23 protein-coding genes and 1 pseudogene are annotated in these 24,006 nt (G+C 49.0%); 14 read left to right on the top strand and 10 right to left on the bottom strand.

Going from position 1 to position 24,006, the window contains the following annotated elements; translation table 11 throughout:
- Positions 1–591: 591 nt before the first annotated feature.
- A complete protein-coding gene (locus KQI79_RS17870; protein WP_216539658.1) occupies positions 592–1,293 on the bottom strand; it encodes a Fic family protein in 702 nt (233 codons plus the stop codon).
- 218 nt (positions 1,294–1,511) lie between these two features.
- Between KQI79_RS17870 and KQI79_RS17875 the strand changes: the two genes are divergently transcribed.
- The 3 genes from KQI79_RS17875 to KQI79_RS17885 all read left to right on the top strand — a co-directional run bounded on the left by KQI79_RS17875 (position 1,512) and on the right by KQI79_RS17885 (position 2,444).
- Positions 1,512–1,691: a ribbon-helix-helix protein, CopG family gene (locus tag KQI79_RS17875; RefSeq protein WP_216539659.1), complete on the top strand. Its 180-nt coding sequence runs from the start codon at positions 1,512–1,514 to the stop codon at positions 1,689–1,691.
- A gap of 137 nt (positions 1,692–1,828) precedes the next feature.
- Positions 1,829–2,137, top strand: a complete 309-nt coding sequence (locus KQI79_RS17880; RefSeq protein ID WP_216539660.1) for a DUF6809 family protein — start codon at positions 1,829–1,831, stop codon at positions 2,135–2,137.
- Positions 2,112–2,444 (top strand): DUF6061 family protein, encoded by a 333-nt coding sequence (locus KQI79_RS17885; protein ID WP_216539661.1) that lies wholly within the window; start codon positions 2,112–2,114, stop codon positions 2,442–2,444. The genes KQI79_RS17880 and KQI79_RS17885 overlap by 26 nt, the downstream gene beginning before the upstream one ends.
- Positions 2,445–2,686: 242 nt before the next feature.
- On the opposite strand, the gene KQI79_RS17890 is transcribed toward KQI79_RS17885, so the two are convergent.
- Complete coding sequence (locus KQI79_RS17890) at positions 2,687–3,640, bottom strand: DUF6076 domain-containing protein (RefSeq protein WP_216539662.1); 954 nt, start codon at positions 3,638–3,640, stop codon at positions 2,687–2,689.
- A 204-nt stretch (positions 3,641–3,844) separates the two neighbouring features.
- Here KQI79_RS17890 and KQI79_RS17895 point away from each other — a divergent pair, with 204 nt between their 5' ends.
- The 9 genes and pseudogenes from KQI79_RS17895 to KQI79_RS17930 all read left to right on the top strand — a co-directional run bounded on the left by KQI79_RS17895 (position 3,845) and on the right by KQI79_RS17930 (position 13,089).
- Complete coding sequence (locus KQI79_RS17895; RefSeq protein ID WP_216539663.1) at positions 3,845–4,081, top strand: hypothetical protein; 237 nt, start codon at positions 3,845–3,847, stop codon at positions 4,079–4,081.
- A 222-nt stretch (positions 4,082–4,303) separates the two neighbouring features.
- The gene (locus KQI79_RS17900; RefSeq protein ID WP_216539664.1) at positions 4,304–5,923 is read left to right on the top strand and encodes a recombinase family protein; all 1,620 of its coding nucleotides are present in this window, start codon (positions 4,304–4,306) and stop codon (positions 5,921–5,923) included.
- Between the two features lie 73 nt (positions 5,924–5,996).
- Positions 5,997–6,716, top strand: coding sequence for a hypothetical protein (locus KQI79_RS17905; protein WP_216539665.1), 720 nt, complete (start codon positions 5,997–5,999; stop codon positions 6,714–6,716).
- A 49-nt stretch (positions 6,717–6,765) separates the two neighbouring features.
- Positions 6,766–7,746 (top strand): hypothetical protein, encoded by a 981-nt coding sequence (locus tag KQI79_RS17910; protein WP_216539666.1) that lies wholly within the window; start codon positions 6,766–6,768, stop codon positions 7,744–7,746.
- Between the two features lie 272 nt (positions 7,747–8,018).
- On the top strand, positions 8,019–8,462 hold the full coding sequence (locus KQI79_RS27710) for a nucleoside phosphorylase-I family protein (protein WP_253298240.1): 444 nt from the start codon (positions 8,019–8,021) through the stop codon (positions 8,460–8,462).
- A gap of 15 nt (positions 8,463–8,477) precedes the next feature.
- Positions 8,478–8,777: pseudogene (locus tag KQI79_RS27715) on the top strand (phosphorylase family protein); the annotation flags it as partial.
- Between the two features lie 644 nt (positions 8,778–9,421).
- Positions 9,422–10,912: an aminotransferase-like domain-containing protein gene (locus KQI79_RS17920; RefSeq protein ID WP_216539667.1), complete on the top strand. Its 1,491-nt coding sequence runs from the start codon at positions 9,422–9,424 to the stop codon at positions 10,910–10,912.
- A 61-nt stretch (positions 10,913–10,973) separates the two neighbouring features.
- Entirely contained in the window at positions 10,974–11,912 is a 939-nt protein-coding gene (locus KQI79_RS17925; protein ID WP_216539668.1) for a D-alanine--D-alanine ligase, read from the top strand.
- Positions 11,905–13,089, top strand: coding sequence for an aminotransferase class I/II-fold pyridoxal phosphate-dependent enzyme (locus KQI79_RS17930; RefSeq protein WP_216539669.1), 1,185 nt, complete (start codon positions 11,905–11,907; stop codon positions 13,087–13,089). Before KQI79_RS17925 ends, KQI79_RS17930 begins: the two co-directional genes overlap by 8 nt.
- A gap of 96 nt (positions 13,090–13,185) precedes the next feature.
- Here KQI79_RS17930 and KQI79_RS17935 read toward each other — a convergent pair whose 3' ends face one another.
- The 5 genes from KQI79_RS17935 to KQI79_RS17955 are packed head-to-tail and all read right to left on the bottom strand — an operon-like array spanning position 13,186 to position 18,734.
- On the bottom strand, positions 13,186–13,953 hold the full coding sequence (locus tag KQI79_RS17935; protein ID WP_216539670.1) for an ABC transporter ATP-binding protein: 768 nt from the start codon (positions 13,951–13,953) through the stop codon (positions 13,186–13,188).
- 12 nt (positions 13,954–13,965) lie between these two features.
- The gene (locus tag KQI79_RS17940; protein ID WP_216539671.1) at positions 13,966–16,299 is read right to left on the bottom strand and encodes an ABC transporter permease; all 2,334 of its coding nucleotides are present in this window, start codon (positions 16,297–16,299) and stop codon (positions 13,966–13,968) included.
- A 20-nt stretch (positions 16,300–16,319) separates the two neighbouring features.
- Positions 16,320–17,156, bottom strand: coding sequence for an ABC transporter permease (locus KQI79_RS17945; RefSeq protein ID WP_216539672.1), 837 nt, complete (start codon positions 17,154–17,156; stop codon positions 16,320–16,322).
- Between the two features lie 4 nt (positions 17,157–17,160).
- Positions 17,161–18,075 (bottom strand): ABC transporter ATP-binding protein, encoded by a 915-nt coding sequence (locus KQI79_RS17950; RefSeq protein WP_216539673.1) that lies wholly within the window; start codon positions 18,073–18,075, stop codon positions 17,161–17,163.
- Positions 18,076–18,080: 5 nt separating this feature from the next.
- Complete coding sequence (locus KQI79_RS17955) at positions 18,081–18,734, bottom strand: TetR/AcrR family transcriptional regulator (RefSeq protein WP_216539674.1); 654 nt, start codon at positions 18,732–18,734, stop codon at positions 18,081–18,083.
- A gap of 143 nt (positions 18,735–18,877) precedes the next feature.
- Between KQI79_RS17955 and KQI79_RS17960 the strand changes: the two genes are divergently transcribed.
- Both KQI79_RS17960 and KQI79_RS17965 read left to right on the top strand, forming a co-directional pair.
- Entirely contained in the window at positions 18,878–19,777 is a 900-nt protein-coding gene (locus KQI79_RS17960; RefSeq protein WP_216539675.1) for a CPBP family intramembrane glutamic endopeptidase, read from the top strand.
- Positions 19,778–19,869: 92 nt separating this feature from the next.
- On the top strand, positions 19,870–20,661 hold the full coding sequence (locus tag KQI79_RS17965; RefSeq protein WP_216539676.1) for an SDR family oxidoreductase: 792 nt from the start codon (positions 19,870–19,872) through the stop codon (positions 20,659–20,661).
- Positions 20,662–20,740: 79 nt separating this feature from the next.
- Here the strand turns inward: KQI79_RS17965 and KQI79_RS17970 are convergent, their stop codons facing one another.
- From KQI79_RS17970 to KQI79_RS17980, 3 genes are all read right to left on the bottom strand, one after another.
- Positions 20,741–21,463: a FadR/GntR family transcriptional regulator gene (locus KQI79_RS17970; RefSeq protein WP_216539677.1), complete on the bottom strand. Its 723-nt coding sequence runs from the start codon at positions 21,461–21,463 to the stop codon at positions 20,741–20,743.
- Between the two features lie 78 nt (positions 21,464–21,541).
- Positions 21,542–22,372 carry an alpha/beta hydrolase gene (locus tag KQI79_RS17975; RefSeq protein WP_216539678.1) on the bottom strand — a complete coding sequence of 277 codons (831 nt, stop codon included), beginning with the start codon at positions 22,370–22,372 and terminating at the stop codon, positions 21,542–21,544.
- 36 nt (positions 22,373–22,408) lie between these two features.
- Complete coding sequence (locus tag KQI79_RS17980; protein WP_216539679.1) at positions 22,409–23,776, bottom strand: GntP family permease; 1,368 nt, start codon at positions 23,774–23,776, stop codon at positions 22,409–22,411.
- Positions 23,777–24,006 lie beyond the last annotated feature (230 nt).

A 24,006-nucleotide genomic window follows, 5' to 3' on the forward strand; every position in this document is an offset into this window, starting at 1 on the left:
TGCATGTCTATTTTGTTCAAAAATCAACTCAATCTGTGTTAAGAACATATTTTTCAAAGCTCAATTAAAGCATGAAGAACAATCCGATTTGGTTTTGTAAGGTTATTCTCCCATCAATTCACCGGTATAGATACAACATGAAGTTCGCGAGCAAATATCTCTTGAGAAAAACCTAAATCCAAACGCGCAGTCTTAATTATTCCGTGAAGGACCATTTATAAATAACTATAGTACATTGTATCATATCCTATAAATTACAGTAAGAGCACGTTTTAAGCTGGTAAACCAAAGGGGGGCCGTATTCATTTTGCTTTTCACGAATTGTTCTTATTGCACTGTGGTTGGTGATATTTGAAACCGATTTAAGCACTGGGAACTGAATGGATGCGGCGCGGCTAATGAGGGGTCTTAGGGGCAAAGCCCCTAACAAGAGAATATGGCTATCCATATTCAGTGCTTGCTGCAACACGAGACAATTGTCTCGTGTTGCCCATCAAGGTCATTCACAGTTCAAAGTAAATTTCTCGCTCCTGTCACAAAATAAAAAGCCTGGTACCAATTTAGGACACAGGCTTGCATACCGTATTCACTTTATCGTGATTGTTCCGATTCACGGCGTTTTTCCGGCTCGAAGTCAATGCCGCTGATCGCATGTTCATACAAAAACAGCTTGATCTCGCTCATATCGTTCGAGGTATAGTAGGCAGATAATAATTCGTTAAATCGTTCCATATTTTTCTCTGTAATGGTCAGCATGCCATGTCCGCTCTCGACAAGAAGTTTGTTTGCAAGTAGAAGGGAGGTACGCTTGTTTCCATCCCAAAACATTTGCCGCCGCGCTCCCCATAGAAAAGCCGTAATGGCTTTCTCCGTTGTGGTTATGTCCGCGGCCAGCAAGTCCGCCAATTCCTGTTCGATCTCGCTCTGTACCGGGAGCGGCGGTACATAATCCGTGCCTGAAATTCCGACACGCCCGGTTCTAAAAACACCCCATTCCAGCGCTTCATTCCTCGCGACGTATTCATTGAGCTTGCAAATAAGGGAAAGCGTAATCGGCTCATCAATCGCGTTCAGCAAATAACGCCAGGCATCCCTCATATTAAGGACGGCTTGTATGTCGTCCAGCGCGACACCGGGAACATTGACGCCGTTCAGTATCGTTTGGGTTTGCGGAAAGGTAATATTCCGATTCTCCATCTTCATTCCGCAGTATATATTTTCGTCCCATTTTTTCTTGGCTAGAAACAAACTCTGTTGTTTGGTTAGCACATATTTATCCGAAAATGGTTTCATTTCGTATCCCTCCTGCCTGTTGTCATTATATCCGGTTTTGAAAGCAAAATCACCTTTTACCTGCACATAAAATGTTAGGAGGGAAACGCACATTCCCGTATCTCTTGTGTTGTTAGTCTTCAACCTGCCGAGAAAAAGAAAGAGCTTATTTACATTGGGTTTGACTTTTTGTCCAGACAATAATATATTATTGTCAGGACAAAAAGCGAGGTGAAGCGATGTCCTCCAAAAAGATGGGGCGTCCTCCATCAGACAAACCCAAAAGCAAAACGATTGAGATACGTGTCGATCAGGAAATTATGAACAAGCTCGACGCTTCCGCCGAGAAGCTGAATACGACACGTTCAGACGTCGTTCGCAAAGGGATTGAGAAGGTGTATGACGAGCTCCAGAAATAAAGAAGGAAGCGGCGCGTCCGACGAAGAACACAGCCACTTCCTATCCCGCAATCGCTACGTGAGCAGACTGCATAAATATCCTACCATGTGCAGGAATCTCATTCAAGCGATGCGATGACATTTGTGGGAGGATGAATATGGAATCGATTCTTGAAGCCCTGTACCGTGGGCAGCTTCATCCCGAAGAGATAATTGTACCGTCTCATCCTGAATATCGGCCGTTAAGCCGACAAATCGGCGCTATGACGGAAAAATGGAGAAAAGAACTGAGCGACGAGATGTTTCGTGAGCTTGAGGAGTATTCTGATCTTTGTGTGAGCGTGAACAGCTTGCATGTCGAAGCCGCCTTTATCCATGGATTCAGGCTCGGTGCCAACATGATCATTGAGGTTATGAGCAAACGCGAGGAGTTGGTTCCGAATGCAACTTCGGGCGTGTCATTATGATAAAGATCACGACGTCATGACGGTTGTATTTGCGGATGGGACAACATGCCGCCTTAATTGCTGCGAGATCGAAGCAACTCTGGATACGCATACAGCGGCGCGTTTCCGTCTGATCTGGCTAAAGGAAAAAGAGCCGTTTGCCTATGCTGAGTTGGTTCTTCAACACGATTTGAAGCGCTATGCCGAGGAATACAGCCGGGAATACATGAAGCAGCAGAACGAACTGGCAGAGCAGCTTGCCGATCACTATCAAGATAAGGCATATGCGCAAGCTATTGCGAGAGAAATCATGATGCATGGAGATTAACTTCGTTTTATCGAGGGAAGCGCATAAGGCAGAGGTAGCTTTCAGATCACCTAACCGAAAGGACGGATGACGCTTGAAAGCATTGCCGCCCCCGACGCTTCCTTCATTCTTTTTCCCGGCAGGTTTATACAACATGGAAATGCTGTCTTACGTTGCAGCAAGCACTGAATTTGGTCTCCCAAATTCGCTTGGCAGGGGCGCTCCCCTGATTCCCCTTACGTTTCCACCGACTTTTTCTTCGATTACATGTCCAGTTTCAGCCAATCCAAAAAAGCTTCAAGGGTGATTTCCCCGCGCAAACAAGCGTCCCGATTTAGCTTGGCCAGCTCTGCCCATTGATAGAACGTTTCTTCCGTTGTCTTCCCGTACCGAATCCATGCAAAGCGTCTTTTGTATTCCCGAGTGTAGGCTTTAAGCGCAGGCGAATCGGCTTTCTTGCGCTCCCATTGGTTGAGTGCTCCGATCTCCTTGCAGGTTTTGGAGGGAGTGGCAAACGGTCGTTCACAATATTCGGCATTTTTGTTTCGGCTCAGCGCAAAGTAGCGACCGCAATTTTTACATATTCGAAAACGCAGTTCACGACGAATACATTCGCGCACGAAAAAGTCAGGTATGTCGAATACGCTCTGTGCCTCAAGTATATCTGTAAAAATGCCTTCTTTAACGAATTCATACCGGAGTTGCAGCGGCTGAAACGTAAAGCATCGAGAGCTGTTGGGGCTCTCTGTATAGAGATTTATAAGCTTGGCTTGAATCGGCGCTTCGGATACATCCACGTCCAGAACGTCATGCCAAAGCACCCGAAGCTGTTGCTGTGTCGTTTCGAGCATAGCGGGAATCCGTACCAGTTCTTCGACAGGCAACAGTCTGTCTACGTCCTTGTACGACTGCTGCCGCGCTTGTTTCAGGCGTTCCAGCCATTGTAAACGCAAGCAGGCGAAATACATATGATAGCTGTTGAGTAAGGCCAGCCCCTCCGCAATCGGCTTTTCCAGTCGCTCCTCTTTCCCGGTTATTAGCTGATGAAGATCGGTTTGCAAGCGCTCTGTTACATCCCGAATCGGTTCTGCGTCCAGTTCCATCCATTCCAGAACAGTTTGGGAGAAAGGATATTGCGTATGCTGAACATGTCCGGAAGGTCCGTGCAGAAAGTGTTCCTGCCCATCGGCAATATAAGACTGAAAGGTATAGCTCATGTCGCACCTCGAATAGACAATCGAATGTTAATTAAAGTGATTATATATTTTTGTTGACAATAGGTCAAGTGAAGTGTAGCATATAAATTACATAGACAATTGTAATATATTATTTATGGTTATCTATGTAGTAACGAGGGAAGGAGAAGCAGGCAAGAAATCTGTTCCTTGATAATTGAATAGCTGTAGCGAGGAGGAGCGTGTATGAATGACGATCAACAGCGATTTCCGTCACCTACCCTGTCTGTTCCAAAAGGGGCAGGCAAGCAGGTGACGGGCTATCGCAATCATTCGGCAGAAAGTTTGCATCGACGCGAAGTGCAAATCGGTAAAACGATATACATAGTGCAAAGCTGCTACATCGGCAAAGACACGCTCAGCGACAAAATCAGGCGGCTTGTTCTGAGAAAATGGGAAGACGAGCAGCATCGGAGCGAATGAGGACCAATACCGGGAATCCACAAGATTCCCAGCTTTTTTCGGTTATGCCGCTTCATGAAGAGATATCATTCCCGTTCAGAAAAAAGCTGTACAATGAACAAGCCCCTGTGTGGAACCGTAGACCGCCTCCCTCGCTACGCTATTTCATGGAATGAACAGGAACATCGTTCAAAGATCCATTATACTGAAATCAGCCGACATGTTGCTGGGAAAGGATGGAGGATGAAAAAACAGCAGCGGACCCGAACCGCTATTTACTGTCGTCTGAGTCGGGACGATGAGCAGAGCGGCGAAAGCATGAGTATTGAAAATCAGCGAATTTTGCTCCAGCGTTATGCGAAAGACAACGGCTTTGAAGTGACGGACGTCTACATTGACGATGGCTGGAGCGGTACGAACTTTGATCGCCCCGATTTTCAGCGGATGAAACGCGATATTGAGAGCGGCGGCATTGATATCGTATTGGTAAAGGACTTGAGCCGATTAGGGCGCAACCAGATTGAAACAAGCCTGTGCATTCAGGTGTTCTTTCCCGAATACCAGGTGCGTTTTATTGCCGTCAGCGAAAACATTGACACCGCCAAAGGCGAAGACGACTTCATGGAACTGCGCAATCTGTTCAATGAATGGTTCGTCCGCGATACAAGCCGGAAGGTAAAGAGCGGCTACCGCCAACGGGCGTTGAACGGCGATTACACCGGAGCCTTTGCTCCCTACGGCTACCGCAAGGATGAGCAGAACAAGCATAAGCTGATTCCGGATGAGAACACCGCCCCTGTCGTACAGCGTATTTTTCGATTGGCGGTCGAAGGGCATAGCCCCTACAAAATCGGCAGATTGCTCCGAGCAGATCGCATTCTGACCCCGCGCGCTTACCTGGCCGAGCAGCATCAACGTTACCTGAAAGTAGTCAATGCCAGGCATCCGTATGATTGGGGAGCAACGACAGTCAAGGTCATACTCCAGAACAAGGTGCATCTGGGACATATGGTGAGTCACAAGACGACCAAGCCTTCCTTCAAGAGAAAAGGATTGGTTGCAGTCCCAGAGGACGAATGGATTGAGGTTCCAAATACACACGAGCCGCTGGTTGACGAGGAAACCTTTGCCTTGGCGCAAAAGGTGGTTCGCGTGAAAAAACGCCCGACCAAGACAGGCGAGCATCAAATCTTTGCGGGACTTTTGAAATGCTCCACCTGCGGACAAGGATTATCCTTCGCTCGCGGCGGCAGCAGCAAGACCAGCGGCGGCAAAGGAGGGCGTGGCAGCTTCGCATGCAATCAGTCGCGGACACGCGGCAAAGCCTATTGCAGTTTTCATTATATCAGCTATGTGGATGTGTACGAGATTATATTGGCGGATATTCAGCGTCATGCGAGGACGGCCAAGGAGCAGGAAAGCGCCTTTGTCGAGATGGTTGCCGCGATGAGCCACAGCCAACAGAGGAAGCAATGGGGAGCCGCAATGAAAGAGCGAGACAAGCTGAAGAAACGGGAGGACGAACTGCAAACCATTCAGCGGAAGCTCTATGAAGACAATGCATTAGGACGAATTACGGATGAGCAATATGTGGCGCTATCACGAGATTTTACAGCAGAGCAAGCACAATTGAAAGAACGGTTGAAGCTGCTGGAAGAACAGCTTAACCAGGTAGAAAGCAAACGGGAGAACACGACCCGATTTTTGGAACTGGTACGAGCGTACACTGATATGAAGGAACTAACGAAACCGATATTGAATGAATTGATTGACAAGGTTGTTGTGTTTGATGCCGAGAAGGTAAACGGCAAGCGAGTGCAGCGTATTGATATTTACTACCGATTCGTCGGCTTAATTTCGTAAACAACAGAGGTTCTTACCTCGTTAAAAATAGATTACTCCGCTCTTATGGATTGATCCTGACGGATTTGCCCCTGTGCCGATTGGACATGTTTATGTAGTTGAAGGAACTTATAAGGGGAAATTTGAAAGATATGTGGGATCCACTGCACAGGAACTCCTCGAACGTATGGGAAAACACAAATGGAACGAATTTATTACAGCTAAATCTACTATAGTGACGACATACGAAGTGAAGGCTGAGTTGGATGTAGCGGGATCTGGGAAAGGAACACTAAGAAGTGCAATTAATGAAGCTCTTCGTGCAGCCGAACAATTAATTATTGATAAATTTGGTGGTAAAGATAAACTTCTAAATAAAAGGAATGCGGCGATAGAAGCAAAGAGGATAAATTGGACTAAAAGACACAATGTCGAAATTGACGTGAATTCCCCCAAACTGTCTTTAAAAGGTGGTCTTCGAGTGAATAGTTTTGCCGGTTTCGCTTTATTGGATGCGTTTATCTTGTACCGAGACTTAAAGGAATCCCAATATGAGTGGGCACCTTATATTTTGCAGGATCTAGACGGTATATTTACAATAGGTTATGGAAAAAACGGCTGGTTTTCTAGTATGAAATATTGGAAAACTTATCAATCAGGTCCAAATGAGGGGCAGAAAGTATATATAGAGAAAGATGAATTCAATTTTTGGAAAAAAGAGGCAGAAGCTCTATGGGGAAGGCTCGATTTTTGGGGGAACTTCGTGCCGGGATTGCTTAATCCAGAATTACCTACGGCCAAACTCGAAATATAGATTGAATGGTATTCAATAAACAACGAATCCGGAGGAATCAAGATATCGTATGGGACTGGAACTAATCTTAGAAGAACCTAATTTTCGTGATTTGCGACGAATAGAGTCGGATTATGACTCCATTGCATTCATGAATAGTGTGGGGATGGAAGTCGATTCGTCTGAGCTTGTGGATTTTATGAGCAAGCTTGAAGGAAGAGGAAAAATAGAAAAACTTAGCATAAGCTTCAATTCTCAATTAAAAGATCTCCAGGTCGTTAGAGCGTTTCCTAATTTACGTTACATCGCTGTATACGGATATCGGATCGATTCGCTGGACGGACTGGAATGGTTTCAACGTGGCGAGTCTATTAAGATCAGTACGGAATCGAAAAATCGTCGTCGGAAGATTGCTCAAATATCACGGGCCCCCATCAAGCAAATGTCTCTTCAATTTGCTCAGCCGGAAGATTTAGACGCTGTTGGCGAATGCTTAACGTTGAACGAACTTGAACTGTTTCGCAGCAGCGATCTGGAATTTTCGAAGTGGAGTCGGGTTCCTCTGGAATCGCTTAGACTTAAACAAGGCAAATTCATAGAACTGGGGAACACTGCGGATGTCAGAAGTCTAAAATGGTTGTGGGTGTTAGGTTGCCGCAGCCTAGAACGGTTCACAGGAGACAATAGTAAAATAATTAGATTATTGATTGATGATTGTAAAAAACTCGATTTGCGTACTGTTCAAACATTTCAAGGACTTGAAACATTAATCGTAAATAGTATTCCTAACGAAATTGGTCTGACCGAAATGGGAACATTCAAGCAATTGGAAAGTCTTTCGCTGATTCATTCCAAGGTTCAAGTCGATACAACAGAACTGAAACGCCATTTCCCCAAATTGAAGGAACTTCATATCTCCAATCTGAAGAATGGACAAGTGCTTGAACTTAGCCAACTGAATCCGGGAGTTCTCGTTTCGGGCAGAATTTTCTTTCGGAAAGATAGGTTTATAACATATAAAGCCTTAAATGGAAAGGTGATAGAGGAATAATTATACGAGATGGAGGACCGCAGACGAGACAGATTTCTTGCTTGCGGTTCTTTTTTATGCCGTGCCGCGATTTGATTCGCGTACGGCGAATTTTGCTTACCTTACAAGTCTGCCGATGGAAAGAAACTAACCCGATCCAACGACTCGGCATTACTCGACATTATTAGTGAAGGGTTTTGACATCAAGATATAACCTATTTCTTAAATAATTACTACAATATAGTAAATTAATATATTTTTTATAAGTTGTATTGGCGAAGGGAGTGGGCAAGTTGAAACTTTATGGTGATTTTACAAAGAAAGATTGGTTGGATGTTTTTGGTGTAGAAGAAAATCAAATTCCATTATCGTGTATCATTCATGGCGAGTGGAACCACGAAGAAAATCTAAACCTATGGAAAGATACCCTGAAAGAAGAATTGTGGCTGCCAAAATGGAACACTGTAATCGGGAAATACGAAGGAAAGAATATTGGTTTTGCGAATGTATATGGCAGCCCTATTGCAGCTATGATTACACATCAATTTGCTTCGGCGGGCACCAATCAATTTATCCAAACCGGATATTTTGGAGGTTTGTCTTTTGATGTTACATATGGCGATATTCTTATTGTTTCAGAAGCGGAAATGAAAGATGGAGCATCACATTGGTATCTTCCAAATCGTAAGACAGTGAAATCAGACGAACAATTACTAAATGCAACCATAGATTATTGAGAAAAAAAGGGATACTCATATGCGGTAGGAAGTGTTCTTTCTACAAGTGCAATACTGCTTGAAACACAAGAATTGATTAGCGAATGGGGTTTGAACGGCCATTTGGGAGTGGATATGGAAACAGCAACAACATTGGCAGTAGCGAAAAGGTTTGGTAAAAAGGCGATTGGCTTGTTAAATCTATCAGACCATTTAATGGTAGGAGATACGCTTTACTCTTATACAAAAGAACGAGAGTTAATCGAAGCAGAAACAGACGAAAAAATAAGGGATGTTGCCCTTTATTTATCTTTAATCTCAAATAAGTTGAAATAAAAACAAAAAAAGTATCGACGCCAACAAATCAAAGGATGGGCGTAGATGATATTCTACAATATCTCAAAGAGAACGGAGAATACTCAGGCAGACGGGAAATACCTCACAATTGTTGTGAAAATTGTTCAGTAAATACTACCGGAGGACATATGAATATAGATTTTAAATCAGTAAGCATTTATGTAACAACTAATGATGATTTATTTATACTTCCAAGAGGTGTATCTAAAAAGTGGGGTGGGGCAGTAATCGATCTCGAGTTGCATTAAAAACCTACAGCAATAGAAAAAATCTTTAAAATTAAGGGATATTTAAAAGCAGTCAAACAAATGAGATATGTTAGTATTGAATGGGGTATTGATGAAGGCTACAATATTGTCCCAACTATCAACTCTGGCAAGAAGGGATTTGTTCATTTAGAGGAAGAGGCCATAAGCATCGGAAAAAAACTCCATGCGGGGGATTTAGCCCGAGCAATCAGGTCTGCAATTAGTTTATCAAAGTAATAGAATGAAACCACAGGCGGCTAACTATCGCTTGTGGTTTTTTATGCGGAAGAACCGCCAAAGGATGAAAAATCCAGTACGGTGGTTCTTTTTTTCTCTCATTTCCTATGCCATCATTATAAATGGGGGCGATGAAGAATGTTCCAGGATTTTAAGCTCGGCGGCGACCGTCCGGTTGCGATACAAGTGAAAGAATACGTCAAACGTTTAATTATAAAAGGGGCGCTTCAGGCGGATCAGAAGCTGCCCTCTACACGAGAAATGAGCGGTTTGCTTAAGGTGAGCCGCAATACGGTCATTGCCGCCTATGAAGGGTTGGAGGATGACGGATTCGCGTATGCGATTCCCGGCAAAGGCAGCTATGTGGCCGCGATGGCGGGCCATTTGGCAACAGATAACGGAGGAGCTAACGGCTCCGCCGCCTGGCAGATCGACTGGAAGGCGAGAATGAACGAGTATGCCGTATCGGCCGTAGAGTTGGATATGATGAAGCAGGGCATTCGCGCCCCAAAAGGAACGATCTCGTTCACAAGCATCGCTCCGGATGAGCGACTGTTTGATCTGGGGGCTGTAAGGCGAGCCTTTATGGATCGGATGGCTATCGAAGGGCAGGTGCTGCTTAACTACGGCTACGCCAAAGGCTACAAGCCGCTGATCGATTACTTGATGCGTTACATGGAGAATAAGGGCGTCGATATAAGCGGCAAGGATATGCTGATTACAAGCGGGTTTACGGAAGGCTTTGACATTGTGCTGTCGGCGCTGCGCCCTTCTGCGCGCCGCGGAGCGGCAATTTGTGAAAATCCGACCCACCATACGGCGATCAAAAATTTGAAGCTGCAAGGATTCGCGGTTACCGGCATTCCGATGGAGCCTGACGGTATTGATGTAGAGCATCTTGAGGCGGTATTGCGGAAACAGACAAACAGCTTCGATCTGGCCTATTTGACCCCTTCCTATCACAATCCTACGGGCATCGTCATGTCGCCGGCGAAGCGCAGCGCCGTTATGAAATTAATGACGCGCTATCGGATTCCGGTGATCGAGGACGGATTCAACGAGGAACTGCGCTACTCGGGAGCGCATGTTGCGCCGTTAATCGCGACAGCAGGGCGAGGGAACGGAGTCATCTATATCGGCAGCCTCTCCAAGGTGCTGTTTCCTGGCTTGCGAGTGGGCTGGGTGCTTGGAGACCGGGCGTTGATCGACTCTCTGGAAAGCATTAAGCGTGCTCGCACCATTCATACGTCAACAATCGATCAATCGATATTATATCAATATTTGCTCAATGGGAATTTCGATAAATATGTAAAAAAAGCCCGCATGGAATATAAACGCAAATATGAGCTTACGAAGGCATGCTGCGAAACGTATCTCTCTGAGGCGAAGCTGTCCGGCGACGGGGGCTTGCATTTGTTCCTTACCTTCCCGTCAGGCGTAAGTACACGCCAACTGCTGGAAGCTTGCGTAGAACAGGGCGTTATTTTTACGCCGGGAGACAAGTTTTTTATTCAAGAAGGCGAAGGGACGAATACTTTGCGGCTTGGTTTTTCACGAGTATCGGATGAAAATATCGAGCGGGGCATTCGAATCATCGGCGAACAGGCGCGTCATTTACTTAAGGCATAACAGCAGTCGGAAGAACAATCCGTAAGCGTGTAACGATTTTTAAAGAAGAAGAGGTGTCGTGATGAAAGTTGGCGTGATTATGGGCGGTATTTCCTCCGAGCGCGAGGTTTCGCTGAAGACAGGCCAAGAGATGATCAATCATTTGGATCGCAGCCGTTATGAGGCGATTCCCATTGTGATCGATCGGCGAGCGGAACTCATCGCGCAAGTTCAACAGGCAGGCATCGATCTTGCGCTATTGGCGCTGCATGGACGATATGGCGAGGACGGTACGGTGCAGGGAGCGCTGGAGACGCTGGGCATTCCGTATACAGGAAGCGGTGTTCTTGCAAGCAGCTTATGCATGAATAAGCAGCTATCCAAGATGTTGCTGAGAGCAGCGGGCGTGCATACGCCTGCAGGACTTTGCTGGCAGGGGATGGACGATTATGATCCGCAGGCGGTGGAGCAACTGGGTTACCCGGTTATTGTGAAGCCGAATGCGGGGGGATCCAGCATCGGCATCCGGCTTGTGCATCATGAGATGGAACTGCTGCCGGCTGTTCGGGAGGCTTGCAGTTTGGATCAGGCGATCTTGATTGAGCCCTATATGAAAGGTACGGAGCTGACCTGCTCGATTGTGGATGGCGAGGTATTGCCGATGATCGGCATTCGCCCCGCGCATTCGGAGTGGTTCGACTACAAAGCGAAATATGAAATCGACGGCGCCGAGGAGAAGGTAATCCAGCTTCCTCCCGTTATAGAGCGGCGCGTGCGCGAGACAGCGCTTGTCAGCTTCCGGTTGTTGCAGTGCAAGGTCTACGCAAGGGTCGATATGATTTTGTATCAGGATGTTCCTTACGTGCTGGAAGTAAACACCTTGCCGGGAATGACCGCAGGCAGCCTGCTTCCGAAGAGCGCAGCCGCAGCGGGTATGACCTTTGCACAACTGCTGGACCGCATTATCGCCGCCTCGCTCCATGAGCGGACACAGGAATGGGGGATGGTGCAATATGCGTAACGAAGAGGGTTCAGGGCGGTTTTTATCCTCGCGTGTACAGGATATTCGGCCATCGGGCATTCGCGCGTTTTTCGATCTGAATGCGGCAGGCGGAGATACAATCGCCCTTGGAGTCGGAGAGCCGGATTTCGTTACCCCGGAAAAGGTGCGCGAAGCTTGCATTCAGGCATTGCGCGAAGGGCGCACGAAATATACTTCAAATGCCGGCTTGATGGAGCTGCGGGAGGAGCTTTCGGCTTATTATGCCGGCAGCTTCGCGCTTTCCTACGATCCTGAGCAGGAAATCATCGTGACGGTGGGGAGCAGCGAAGCCGTCGACCTGGCGCTGCGGGCGGTGATCGATCCGGGCGATGAGGTGCTGATTCCGGCGCCGGGCTATATTGCCTATGAACCGATTGCCCATCTGCATGGCGGTAAAATCGTGGAAGTGGCGGCAACGGCAGCGGACCGGTTCAAGCTGACTCCGCAAGCGCTGGAAGCGGCGATTACTCCCTATTCGAAGGCTTTGATGGTCAATTATCCGTGTAATCCGACCGGAACAGTGATGACAGAGCAGGATTGGCTGCCGATTGTCGACGTCATTATCAAACATAATTTGGTTGTCATTTCGGATGAAGTTTATGCCGAACTGACTTATGGGAGGAAGCATGTCAGCATCGCCTCCTTGCCGGGCATGAAAGAGCGTACGATCGTTATAAGCGGTTTTTCCAAAGCGTTTGCGATGACAGGCTGGCGGGTAGGCTATGCTTGCGGCCCGCACGAGTTGATCGCCGGCATGCTGAAAATTCACCAGTACACGATCATGTGCGCCCCTACTATTGCACAGATCGCCGCGCTGGAATCGTTGCGTTATGGCTTGGCTGCCAAAGATGAGATGATGGCGAGCTACAATGAACGCCGCAAGCTGTTTGTGGCCGGCTTGAATGCAATCGGGCTGGCTTGCCATGAGCCTGAAGGGGCTTTCTATGCCTTTCCCTCCATTGCTTCTACCGGCATGTCATCCGAGCAGTTCGCTCTTGGGCTGCTTAAGGAAGCGAAGGTGGCGGTCGTGCCGGGACATGTATTCGGATCGGGCGGAGAGGGATTTATTCGCTGCTCCTATGCGACCTCGCTCGTCGATTTGGAGAAGGCGCTGGAGCGGATGGGAAAGTTTATGCAGGCGATGCAGCCGGTTTGATGGAACGAAACAGGACCGCAAACGAGATTAGCCTCTCGCTTGCGGTTCCCATTTTTTGCACCAGCGTTATGATTCACATACGTGTGGTATACGACTCTACTCGTCCATCTTCATCAACCAGCGCGACAGCTTCTCTTCCCGCGCCTTCAAATCGCGGTTTCCTGCGCCGCATTTCCCCAGCGGCAGTTCGCCGACAAGGCTTCCGTCCAGCATATAAAGAACCCGTTCCGTTCTGGCTGCGACTTTGACGTCATGAGTCACCAATAGAATCGCCGTTCCGGTTCGGTTCAAATCGGCCAATATGTCCATGACTTCGCCGGCGGCTTTGGAATTGAGTGCGCCCGTAGGCTCGTCGCCGAAGACGATATCAGGTTGATTGATCAGCGCCCGACAGATGGCCGCCCGCTGAAGCTGACCGCCGGAAGCTTGCGTGATATCGCGATCGGCCAGCTCGGCAATGCCGGTCTTGCGCATGAGCTCCATCGCTCGTTGGTTGATTTGGCGTCGGCCGCCTTTTTTCGCCATATACGCGGACAGAATGATATTGTCGAGAAGAGTTAAGTTTTTTAATAGATAATGATGTTGAAAAATAAATCCCATGGAATGCAAACGAAGTTCGGACAACTCCCGTTCGGACAGCCCGGCAATTTCTTGCCCGTTCAACGCAACGCTTCCCGAGGTCATTCGATCCATGCCGCCGACGTTGTACAGCAACGTCGACTTTCCGGACCCGGACGGCCCCATGACCGCGACAAACTCTCCTTTCTTCATCTGCAAGTTCACGTTTTTCAGGATATGCTGTTCGTTCTGCTTGCCGACGGCATACGTTTTATGCAACGCTCTCGCCTCCAATACAATCCCCATACAATCCCTCTCCTAACTTGCAATGATTCTCGCGATGCTGGTTTTTTCGATCGATAATAGGCTCAGTAACGCGGCAATGGCCACAACCAGCGTGAAAATGAGCGGGCAAACAAGATAAGCTTGAACCGGATCGATAGCAAACTCGATTCGGGCGGCGCCCATGAACGACATGAGTGCGCTAGCCATTCGTTCCCCGAGCGTATTGGCGACGACGGTTCCGAGAATGATCCCGATCCCGAGCGGCAGCATCGTCCTGGCCAAATACTGTTTCCGAATATGGTTGAACGAAAAGCCGATGCTTCGCATAATCGCGATTTGGGTCTCGTCCTTGGCCAGTATCATCCTTAGAAACAAGGAGGTAATGAGAATGGCGACGAACAGGGCGACCGCAAAAGCGATCATCGTAAACAGTTTGAGCTGTCGTATCGTACCGCCGAAAGTTTGCGTTAAATATCCTTTCAAATCCGTTACTCTGGCCGGGTAGAAGGCTTTGGCGTATTCGTCCGTTTTGGCGCCGACATTGATATGCGGTTTCACATCCAAGCTGATTTCACATCGAAGCGCCGTTTCGGGCCGGAAAGGCCATATCGCTTTGGCCGTTCGTCCGCCGTGCGTCACATCCTGATAAATCCCGCTCACGACCGCTTCCTTCTCTTGCCCATGAACAACGAGCCGGAGGCGATCGCCCACCTGTTTCCCCAATTCCTTGCCGTTCAGGTAGGAGAGCGCGATTTCTTCGTCGCGGAGGGGAGGGCCCCCTTGCACATATTCCAGCGGGAACATCGAGAAATCTCCGGTCTCCACCGTCATATTTTCCCGGATGCCGTCCTCGCGGACGACCTCGAACCGGCTGGTGACTTTCGGCGAGAAACGCTCGATATCCGGATCGTTCTTTATATAGTCGACAATGCTGTGAAACGCTCCAATGTCCGCTTGCTGCATATCGATTCGCAGATCGCTTCGTTCGATTCCCATATACTTGATAAAATCGGGGGATTGAACCGTATTCAGGAAATGGAGCGGAACGATCGCCATAAAGGAACATATGCAAAAAATAAGGAGCAATAGTCGGTACATTTTGAAGCGCTGAAGAACATCCCTTATCCCGAGAAAAAGAGGGACATGCACCCGTTTCGTTCGATGCAAAGGCAGGAATGCGGCATGAATCCGGCTCTCGCCGACGTTTCCCGACCGCAACGCTTCGACGGCCGAGATGCGATCGAACTTCCTCAAGATAAATCTGCAGAACGATACGACAATGAAGAAGATCACGGCCGCGGCAACGAATGGAATGAGTTGCGGGAGAAAGCTGCCCGGAGCGGTGCCGAGGTACAGCATCATATTGGATGTAAATAACGGCTTTAGAAACAAGGATGCCGCATAGCCGATCGCACAACCGAAAGCGGCGAGCGCGACATATTTCAGCAGATACATCTTCTTGATGTCGCGTTGCCCGATTCCGATCGCTTTCATGACCCCGATTTCCCGATAATCTTCTTCAACGACCGCGAGAATCGTAAACCGGATACAGAGAAGCGCGATGATATTCAGCAGCAAGCTGACCAATATGATTACGGCAGCGACCATACCGTCGGTAATCGCATGCAGCATTTTGAACAATCGATCATCGACATTCGGCCCCTTTCCGGGTAACCCGGACGATTCGTACGCCTGCCTGAATTCGCTTAATTTGCCTGGATCCGTAAGCTGGAACTCAATCAAGTATTCCGTTTCGCCCAGATTCTTTGCGAGCGTATCCAAGTCGGCTTCATGGACGACAAAGCGTTTGGAATGAACGATCGAAGGGTTCATCTGAACGTCCCGGACGAAGTCGGAAACGGTGAGATCCATGCGAAACGAAGCGCCCGCGAGGGCGACTTTATCGCCGACATTCAAGTTTTTCCGCTGCATGTAGTAGACCGGAACCGCAATGCTTCCCGGCGAAACCCGGACGGGTTCGTTGTCCAGATTGAGCAAAAGATCGAAGGAACGATTCTGTTTGACAAAGTAATGGTCCATAACGCTCGTTTTTTCCGTCGCGGCGCCGCTGCCGATCGTTATATTCGATCCGTCGACGAGGAGCATCTCCGCGATCTGTTTCTTTTTTACAAGGGGGTTGCCGGAGGCGAAATCGTCGAAATCGGCCTCATCGATGGTTCCGGCATGCATCTGGACAAAATGCGGGGCGTCGGCCTTCGCGAACAACGCGTTCAACGAACGGGATAATTCCGCAATCATGGTCGAGCCGCTCGCAACGAGACAAGCGGATAACGAAATAAAGACAAGCAAGGCGAAAGTGACGCCTTTTTGTCTGAGCGTGTCTTTTCTCAATAGGTTGATTAGCATGCGGCGATCTTGGCTCCTTCCTACTGCTGGAAAATATCTTTGCTCCCTTTGGTGCGGTTGATGCTGGTGAAGTCCGCCCTGGAGAAGGCAATCGTCGAGAGCAGCACGAATAATATGCCGAATGTCAATACGATGACGGCGCTTACCTGCGGCGTAATGACGAAACGGTCGATCTGGAACGCCAACTGTTCCGCGATTAAGTCGTCTGCGGGCAATGACATCTTTTCCAAACTAAGCGCTCTGAAAAAGGCCGCCGCATAGGTCATCGGATTCAATAGGGCGAGAATTTGCAGGCCTTGAGGCAGCAGGCTTAAGGGGACATACACGCCGCATAGAAACGTAATCGGCGTCGTCACGGCCATCGACACGATCTGGAACGTTTGCGATTGTTTCACGGATGCTGCGAGAAACAATCCGAATGCCGAAAAGACAAGCCCCGCGACGATCATGAAGCCGACGGCGGCCAATGGGGTAAGGACGGACGAATATTTCAAGCCGATAAAATAACCTGCGATCAAAATCATAATCCCTTGGAATGTGGCGATCGTTGTCGAGGACAGCATCTGGCCGACCGCGATCTGGATTCTCTTGACAGGGCTGACCAACACTTCTTTCATATAACCGGAAACGATATCGTCGATCGTTGAAGAGGCGATATTGAGCGACGTCTGAAACACGACGATGATGACAATGCCGGCCAACACATAAGGAACGGGGTTGTCAATCGCGGTGCTTTGAAAGATATTGCTCAACAAATATAAATAGAAAAAAGGCATGATCAAAATCAACACAAGCTGTACCCGATTTCTGACAAACAGCTTCACGTTTCGCAACCATAATGCCGCAATAACGCGCATGCTCCTACCCCCTTATATCCTTGCCCGTCAATTCCAGGAACACATCGTTTAAGGTTCCTTTGCGAATCTCCAAGTCTTGAAGCGCCGGCCGATGCCGTTCGATGATGTCCATGAAATCCGACAAATCGCTCAACTCGACTTCATAAGCGGCGGAATTGCGATGGAAGGCGAACCGGTAGTCCCGCAGCAAGGCTTCTAAGGCTTGCTCATCTCCAGTGACGATATGCGCTTTATCTTTGGTGTATCGCTTTTTTAAAACTTGCGGCTCGTCAAACGCAATGATTCGGCCATGATCCATCACCGCGACCTTATCGCAAATTTCGGCTTCATCCATGTAGTGAGTCGTGAGAAAAATCGTGACATTGTTTTTCTGCTGCAGCTTGAGAATATACTCCCAAATATTCGCTCTCGTCTGGGGATCGAGCCCCGTCGTAGGTTCGTCCAGAAACAATACTTTTGGCGAATGCAGCAAGCTTCTGGCAATTTCGACCCGTCTCTTCATGCCCCCCGACAAGTTGCCGACCATCGCTTTCTTCCGTTCCGTCAAGTCGACGATTCGCAGGACGGAATGAATCCGCTCGCGCATGATCGATTTGGGTATGCCGTAAAAATGGCCATGCATGTTTAAATTTTCTTCCACCGTCATTTTGTTGTCCAGGGTGGAGTCTTGAAACACCACGCCGATGACGCTTCGGACCGCGTCTTGCTCCCGGCCGACATCTTTGCCGTCGATCAGCAATGTGCCGGAAGTTTTGTCGATCATCGTGCATAAGGCGTTGATAGTAGTGCTTTTGCCCGCGCCGTTCGGTCCCAGAAAAGCAAAGACGCTCCCGCGCTCCACTTCGAAGGAAACCCGGTCGACCGCCGTGAAATCGCCGTACCGTTTCACAAAATCCTTGACCACAATCATAGGATCCATTCCGATTACCCGCTTTCCGTAGGATTCTTCGGACCTTGCGCCAGCATGTCAAGCAAATAAAGAAAGCTGCCTTTCTTTGCCCCCAATGTCGTTTCAACCAGATACGCAAAGGCCGTTGCTTTTTGCATCAACTCATGAGGCTCCCACTTGAAAATTCCTTCATCAAATAAAAACTGGGAAGATACGAGCAAAAATTCCACCGTCTCTTTCGGATAAGGAGTCTGAAACGCGCCTTCCGCGACGCCTTGCTCGATCACCTCCGTCAATACCGGAGTCAGTTGAAGAATCGTTTCCACCAAGCTTTTCTGGTGCATTTCCGCATTATTAATCCGGTGCAATTGCTCGATCATCGGTTCCTTCCGTCCGGTATCCGGTTTCTGCGCCATTAGAATCCGGAACAGTTTCTCGGGCGCATTCCATTCGGGATCGGAGGCGATCGATTTGGCTGCGTGGACCCCCATGTCGATGAAACGCATGACGATGGCATCCATCACTTCCTCCTTGGATTGGAAATAGTAATAGAACGTCCCTTTGGCAATTCCCACCTTTTGCAAAATATCTTGAATGGTCGTGGCGGAATATCCTTTTGCGGTAAAAAGCGACTCGGCCGCGTCCAATATTTCGTTTCTTCGTTCGTCAGGTTTTTTCGTAATTCTCATTCGTATTCCTCCCACTCTATAGACCGACCGTCGGTCGGTTAACGTGATTGTAACATTATGGAAGGCGTAAAATCAACGGGGAGACAAAGGCCGTCTTTCAATAATGTAAGCTTCGAATGTTCGAATGTAAGGGAAATCGATACATGAAGCGGCGAACGGCGGCTATGATGAAGGAAGACAATCCGTTTCGGAATCGGGGGAAGTTGGATATGTTCAAAAAATCGTACAGCGATTTGTATGTCTTTATCGCTTTTGTATATATTGCGACGACAGTGTGCATTTTCTCCGGCATCGAGTTGATTCAGGCGATCGGCCAGGCTACGCCGTTGCTCGGAGTCGTTCTGGTGCGGCTGCTGTTCCGCATGCGGGAAGAAAAGCCGCAGCCGTTAGGCTTGAAGAAATTGGGGGGAATTCGCTGGCATCTTTTTGCTCTATTGGCCGGCATCCCCGTTATGTTCAGCTTTTTGACGGCATGGCTGCTTGGCTTGGCGGATTTGCCCGCCCTCGCTTCGTTGCCGGAAGGCATCACGCAAGGGGACCGTTTTATGATGATTTTGCGTGCGACGAGCGCGCCGTTGTTCCTGCTCATGCCGCTAGTATTCGCTTTGACCGAAGAGGTTGGATGGCGGGGATATTTGCAGCCGCGGCTAACGGATATCTTCGGGGAGCGAGGGGCCGTTTTTGTTACCGGTGCGATCTGGGCGTTCTACCATTATCCCTTCTATGCCGCGGGGTATAACGATGCGGGCGACGTCGGAATCAACATGGCCCTGTTTACGTTGACGCTGCTGCCTTTGTCCGCCGTTATGGGCTGGATTCGAATCCGGAGCGGCAGCATTTGGCCGTTAGTGCTGTTTCACGCGGTCATCAATCATCAACGTACGTTTTGGGAGAGCGTCTTTTACGAGAAACAGGAAGGGTGGAACTATGTGGCGGGCGAAGCGGGTCTCGTCTCGCTGCTGTTATGGACGATTATGGCCGTCGTGTTGTGGATGCCGAAACTGTCTCGTTCGCAAACGGCATCCTTGAGACGGTTTCCGTAAGGATGCCGGTTCGGATTAGATATATTTCCGGCGCTCCGGGAATCGTAGTACAATACATGTATGAACGACTCAGCAGACAAGGAGTGAAAGCGATGGATTTGCAGTTGCAAGGCCGGACGGCGATCGTGCTCGCTTCGTCGAAAGGATTGGGCAAGGCGACGGCGCTGCAATTGGCCAAGGAAGGCGCGAATGTGACGCTATCGGGCAGGAGCGAGGAGACGCTGCGGCTGGCGGCGGAGGAGCTGGAAGCGGCGGCCGGCGGGCGGAAACCGCTTGCGGTACAAGCCGACGTAACGAAGGCGGACGATATCGCGCGGATCGTGCGGGAGACGGCGGAACGTTTCGGCGCCGTGGACATTCTGATCAACAATGCGGGCGGCCCGGCGCCGGGCACGTTCGACCGGTTGACGGACGAACAGTGGCAGCAAGGCTTCGAATTGACGCTGCTCAGTTTCGTTCGTTCGATTCGCGAGGCGCTGCCTTATATGCGCAAGCAGCGTTTCGGGCGCATCGTCAATTTCACGTCGACGTCCATGAAGCAGCCGATCGACAATTTGCTGCTGTCCACAACGTTTCGCGTCGGCGTCATGGGCCTGGCCAAATCGCTCGCGTCCGAGCTGGCGCCGAGCGGCATCTTGATTAATACGCTCGGTCCGGGCCGGTTTGCGACGGATCGGGTATTGCACTTGGACGGCATTCAAGCCGAGGCGGCCGGCATGCCGCTCGCGCAGATTCAGGCGCAAGAAGCGGCCCGCATCCCGCTCGGCCGTTACGGCGAGCCGGAGGAATTCGGGCGGCTGGCGGCGTTTCTCGCCTCCCCGGCCAACAGCTATATGACCGGGCAAGCGCTCTTGATTGACGGCGGAGTCGTGAAGGCGATGTAAGCGCGGGCGGGGCGGCGCGATGTGCGTGAAAGGTCAAAGAGGAAGATGTTTGCTGGCCGGCAAGCATCTTCCTTTTCTTTTAAAGATGGAGATAATCGTTCAGATCTTCCCCGGATAATTTCCTTTTTATTCGCAGAACGTTTCGTCTCAAGTTTAACATGACCAGACTAACCGCAAGTTTTTCGTCCTTCATCCGGATCGATTCGTAAATTTGTTTATGCAGTTTATAGCTGTCTTTCAAATTATGCTCCGCGAACACCCTGTTCAACTCGTCGAGATAATGGACGTAATCGCTTTGGATGGACATGACGGAATGAGACAAGACCTTATTGTGGGCTCCTTTTAAAATAGCCAGATGGAATCGCACGTCCGCTTTGGAGTACTTTTTATAATCATGGGTATTTTTCTCCATGTCGGCGAGGGCGGCTTCAATTTCTTCCATATCCTCCCTTGTAGCGTTGCGAATGCAAAGCTCCACAGCTTTGACCTCGATCGCTTCCCGAAACTCGGTCATGTCGAGCAGTTCCTTGTCGGTAAAATTGACAATAATGCGATTGGGCGTCGAATCGGCTTGGTTGATATAATTGGATACAAAAGAGCCTTTCCCTTGATGCGTCGTAATCAGTCCCATGGTGCGGAGCATTTGTAGAGCCGCGCGAATGCTGACTTTGCTGATGCCAAGCTCGGCATGCAATTCGCTTTCCGACGGAATTTTGGTTCCGGCTTTCCATTCGCCCGTTTCGATTTTATTCAAACAATAATGGTAGACTTTGTCAACGATGCTTTGACGTTTATTTTCCAACTTGCATTCACCTGACTCGCCCCGAAACTTTACCCGAAGTATACTATTAAAGCCGGAGCTAGTCAATGAAAGGGAAGGCTATAGGAAAGAGGGATCCTCCAACCCCTTAGCGTCGTTAACGATGCCGAATTTTCGAAGCATTACCGGCAGTTCGCGATTCCAAAATGCCCAATCATGCCCGCCGTCGCTTTCCTCGAAAGTATAGTCGAAGGAAGTGCGTTTCAGCATAAAATCGCGGAAGGCGATATTCGTTTGATATAGCGGGTCGCTTTTTCCGCAGCTATGATAAATGATAGGTTTGGGAACGTCCTTTGTATCCAGTTCGCCGGCGATGTGGAACAGGTCGTTTACCGTATGGGCCAATTCTTCTTTTCCGCCGAAAACGTTATAGAAATTATCCTCAAAATCCGAAACGGTAAACATCGAGCTCCGACTTGCCGCCTCCAAAGCTTCCGATGGAGAGATTGCGCCGGAAAGGCAGCCGGCCGCGACGAAACGATCGGGACAATTCAGCGCCAATTTCAAAGCTCCGTAACCTCCCATGGACAGGCCGGCGACATAGTTGTCTTCCCGCTTATCGGAGGCCGGGAAGAAATTGCTTACCACGATCGGCAGTTCCTGCGAGAAAAACTCGAAATAGCGGTGGCCGTGTTTGCTATCCGTATAAAAGCTTCGATGAGCGTTCGGCATTACGACGATAATATCGTAATCTCTCACCAGCAGTTCGATCAGACTTTTGCGGAGCCAGGAAGTATGGTCGTCGGAATGGCCGTGCAGCAGATAGAGCACGGGATATTTTTTGTCCGGGTTCGGGACATGAGGCTGCTGTCTCTTCTCCGGAAGAAGCACTGTCATGGAGCTGTCCATTCCTAATGTGTACGAAAAAAAGTTGCAATTGATAAGTGCCATGCTTAAAACCATCCTTTTATTTTTATGAAAATGAAATTATGAAACGAAGAAGCTGATAATCAGTAGAATGAAAAAAGTAACAAGGGCCGAAACGCCTGTAAAGACGGTCCAGGATTTAAAGGTAGATTTAATATCGAGATTTAAATATTCCTTGAACATCCAGAACCCGGAATCGTTGACGATCGAGAACGACGAAGCGCCATTGGCGATAACCAGGCCTACGAGCGCAAGATATGTCGGGGAAAGCGCCGCCGTTTGCGGCATAGCCGCCAAAATGCCCGCAGTCATCGTCATGGACACGATTGCGGAGCCGACGGAGATTCGCAGCGCAACCGCGATGACGAACGCCACGACGATCATCGGCATGTTCAAGCCTGAGACGAAGTCGCCGATCAACTTTCCCGTTCCGGAATATTCGAGCATATATCTGAGGACGCCGCCGCCGGCCGTAACGAGAATAATGACCGCAACGGGGTTCAGCGCTTTTGTCATCATCTTCTCGATCTGCTCGGCTTTGAAACCGCGCCGAATCCCCAAGAAGTAAATGGCGAGAATGTTGGCGATCGTCAACGCTGCGAAAGGCTGCCCGATAAATTTGCAAATCGCTTTGATAGCAACGATGGCGTCCGATTCGGATTGAATCATGGCCGAACCTGTATTAAGCAAAATGAGCAAAATCGGAGCGATAATAATAAACAGTACGGTGCCGAACGAAACCTCTTTGACGTTGCTGTCTTTCTCGCTGGAAAGGAACGTCTCCGGTACCGGGACGAACATTTTATTGCCGACGATTTTCCCCAAAAAATAACCCGATACTACCCAGGAAGGGATAACGACAATAACGGCGATAAGCGTCATAATGCCGAGGTTCGCGCCGAGCTGCCCGGAAATAAGAATGGGGCCGGGAGTCGGGGCGATCATCTGGGACAAGCCGATGCCGGCAATCATCGGTATGGTGAATGCCAAGACCGATTTGCCCGTTTGCTTGGCGACTTGAAAGACAAGAGGCAGCAGGATGATGAATGCGGCGTCGTAAAAGACCGGGATACCGACGAGCAGCGAAGTAATGCCGATGGCGAAAACCGCTCTTTTGTCGCCGAATTTGCCGATCAAGGTGTTGGCCAGCACCTCGGCGGCTCCCGTAGCCGCAAGCAATCCGCCAAACATGGAACCGAGCCCGACGATCAGCGCGATGGAGCCGAGCGTGTTGCTGATTCCGGTTGAGAACGCTTTCAAAACCGTGCCGATTGGCATGCCGGAGCCGAAACCGATAAATGCCGCGGCGATCAAGATGGAAATTAAAGAGTGAAGTTTGAGCTTGATAATTAGAAACAAAAGCAATGCAAGCCCCAGTAATGCAACAATGACCAGTCTGGTTGGGTCCGCGACGAAAGTCGTGTCCATTTGTGATTCCCCCCTGTAGAAAATAGTAGCTGTGTGAACGAAATGAATTTGATATAACTTAACTAATGTGTTGTAAGTTTTATTCGCAGTGATTACGGCGTTTTTGTATTCATTTCATATAACACAACTAATGTGTTGTTCCAGTATATGCCCATTCGATACGATTGTCAACTGGGGATTTTCCACATGGGGATTTTGCACCGAGTGTTTATCGTCTGTTGGAAATCGTC

It is taken from the genome of Paenibacillus sp. MSJ-34, assembly GCF_018918005.1.
In the GTDB taxonomy this organism is placed as follows: domain Bacteria; phylum Bacillota; class Bacilli; order Paenibacillales; family Paenibacillaceae; genus MSJ-34.

Coding starts and splice junctions, on each gene's coding strand:
- KQI79_RS17935 (WP_216539670.1), bottom strand. CDS start 13,953: ATGGGGATTGTATTGGAGGCGAGAGCGTTGCATAAAACGTATGCCGTC.
- KQI79_RS17980 (WP_216539679.1), bottom strand. CDS start 23,776: ATGGACACGACTTTCGTCGCGGACCCAACCAGACTGGTCATTGTTGCA.
- KQI79_RS17885 (WP_216539661.1), top strand. CDS start 2,112: ATGCAACTTCGGGCGTGTCATTATGATAAAGATCACGACGTCATGACG.
- KQI79_RS17955 (WP_216539674.1), bottom strand. CDS start 18,734: ATGAGAATTACGAAAAAACCTGACGAACGAAGAAACGAAATATTGGAC.
- KQI79_RS17930 (WP_216539669.1), top strand. CDS start 11,905: ATGCGTAACGAAGAGGGTTCAGGGCGGTTTTTATCCTCGCGTGTACAG.
- KQI79_RS17870 (WP_216539658.1), bottom strand. CDS start 1,293: ATGAAACCATTTTCGGATAAATATGTGCTAACCAAACAACAGAGTTTG.
- KQI79_RS17965 (WP_216539676.1), top strand. CDS start 19,870: ATGGATTTGCAGTTGCAAGGCCGGACGGCGATCGTGCTCGCTTCGTCG.
- KQI79_RS17975 (WP_216539678.1), bottom strand. CDS start 22,372: ATGGCACTTATCAATTGCAACTTTTTTTCGTACACATTAGGAATGGAC.
- KQI79_RS17875 (WP_216539659.1), top strand. CDS start 1,512: ATGTCCTCCAAAAAGATGGGGCGTCCTCCATCAGACAAACCCAAAAGC.
- KQI79_RS17900 (WP_216539664.1), top strand. CDS start 4,304: ATGAAAAAACAGCAGCGGACCCGAACCGCTATTTACTGTCGTCTGAGT.
- KQI79_RS17925 (WP_216539668.1), top strand. CDS start 10,974: ATGAAAGTTGGCGTGATTATGGGCGGTATTTCCTCCGAGCGCGAGGTT.
- KQI79_RS17960 (WP_216539675.1), top strand. CDS start 18,878: ATGAAGCGGCGAACGGCGGCTATGATGAAGGAAGACAATCCGTTTCGG.
- KQI79_RS17940 (WP_216539671.1), bottom strand. CDS start 16,299: ATGCTAATCAACCTATTGAGAAAAGACACGCTCAGACAAAAAGGCGTC.
- KQI79_RS17890 (WP_216539662.1), bottom strand. CDS start 3,640: ATGAGCTATACCTTTCAGTCTTATATTGCCGATGGGCAGGAACACTTT.
- KQI79_RS17945 (WP_216539672.1), bottom strand. CDS start 17,156: ATGCGCGTTATTGCGGCATTATGGTTGCGAAACGTGAAGCTGTTTGTC.
- KQI79_RS17910 (WP_216539666.1), top strand. CDS start 6,766: ATGGGACTGGAACTAATCTTAGAAGAACCTAATTTTCGTGATTTGCGA.
- KQI79_RS17920 (WP_216539667.1), top strand. CDS start 9,422: ATGTTCCAGGATTTTAAGCTCGGCGGCGACCGTCCGGTTGCGATACAA.
- KQI79_RS17950 (WP_216539673.1), bottom strand. CDS start 18,075: ATGGATCCTATGATTGTGGTCAAGGATTTTGTGAAACGGTACGGCGAT.
- KQI79_RS17880 (WP_216539660.1), top strand. CDS start 1,829: ATGGAATCGATTCTTGAAGCCCTGTACCGTGGGCAGCTTCATCCCGAA.
- KQI79_RS17895 (WP_216539663.1), top strand. CDS start 3,845: ATGAATGACGATCAACAGCGATTTCCGTCACCTACCCTGTCTGTTCCA.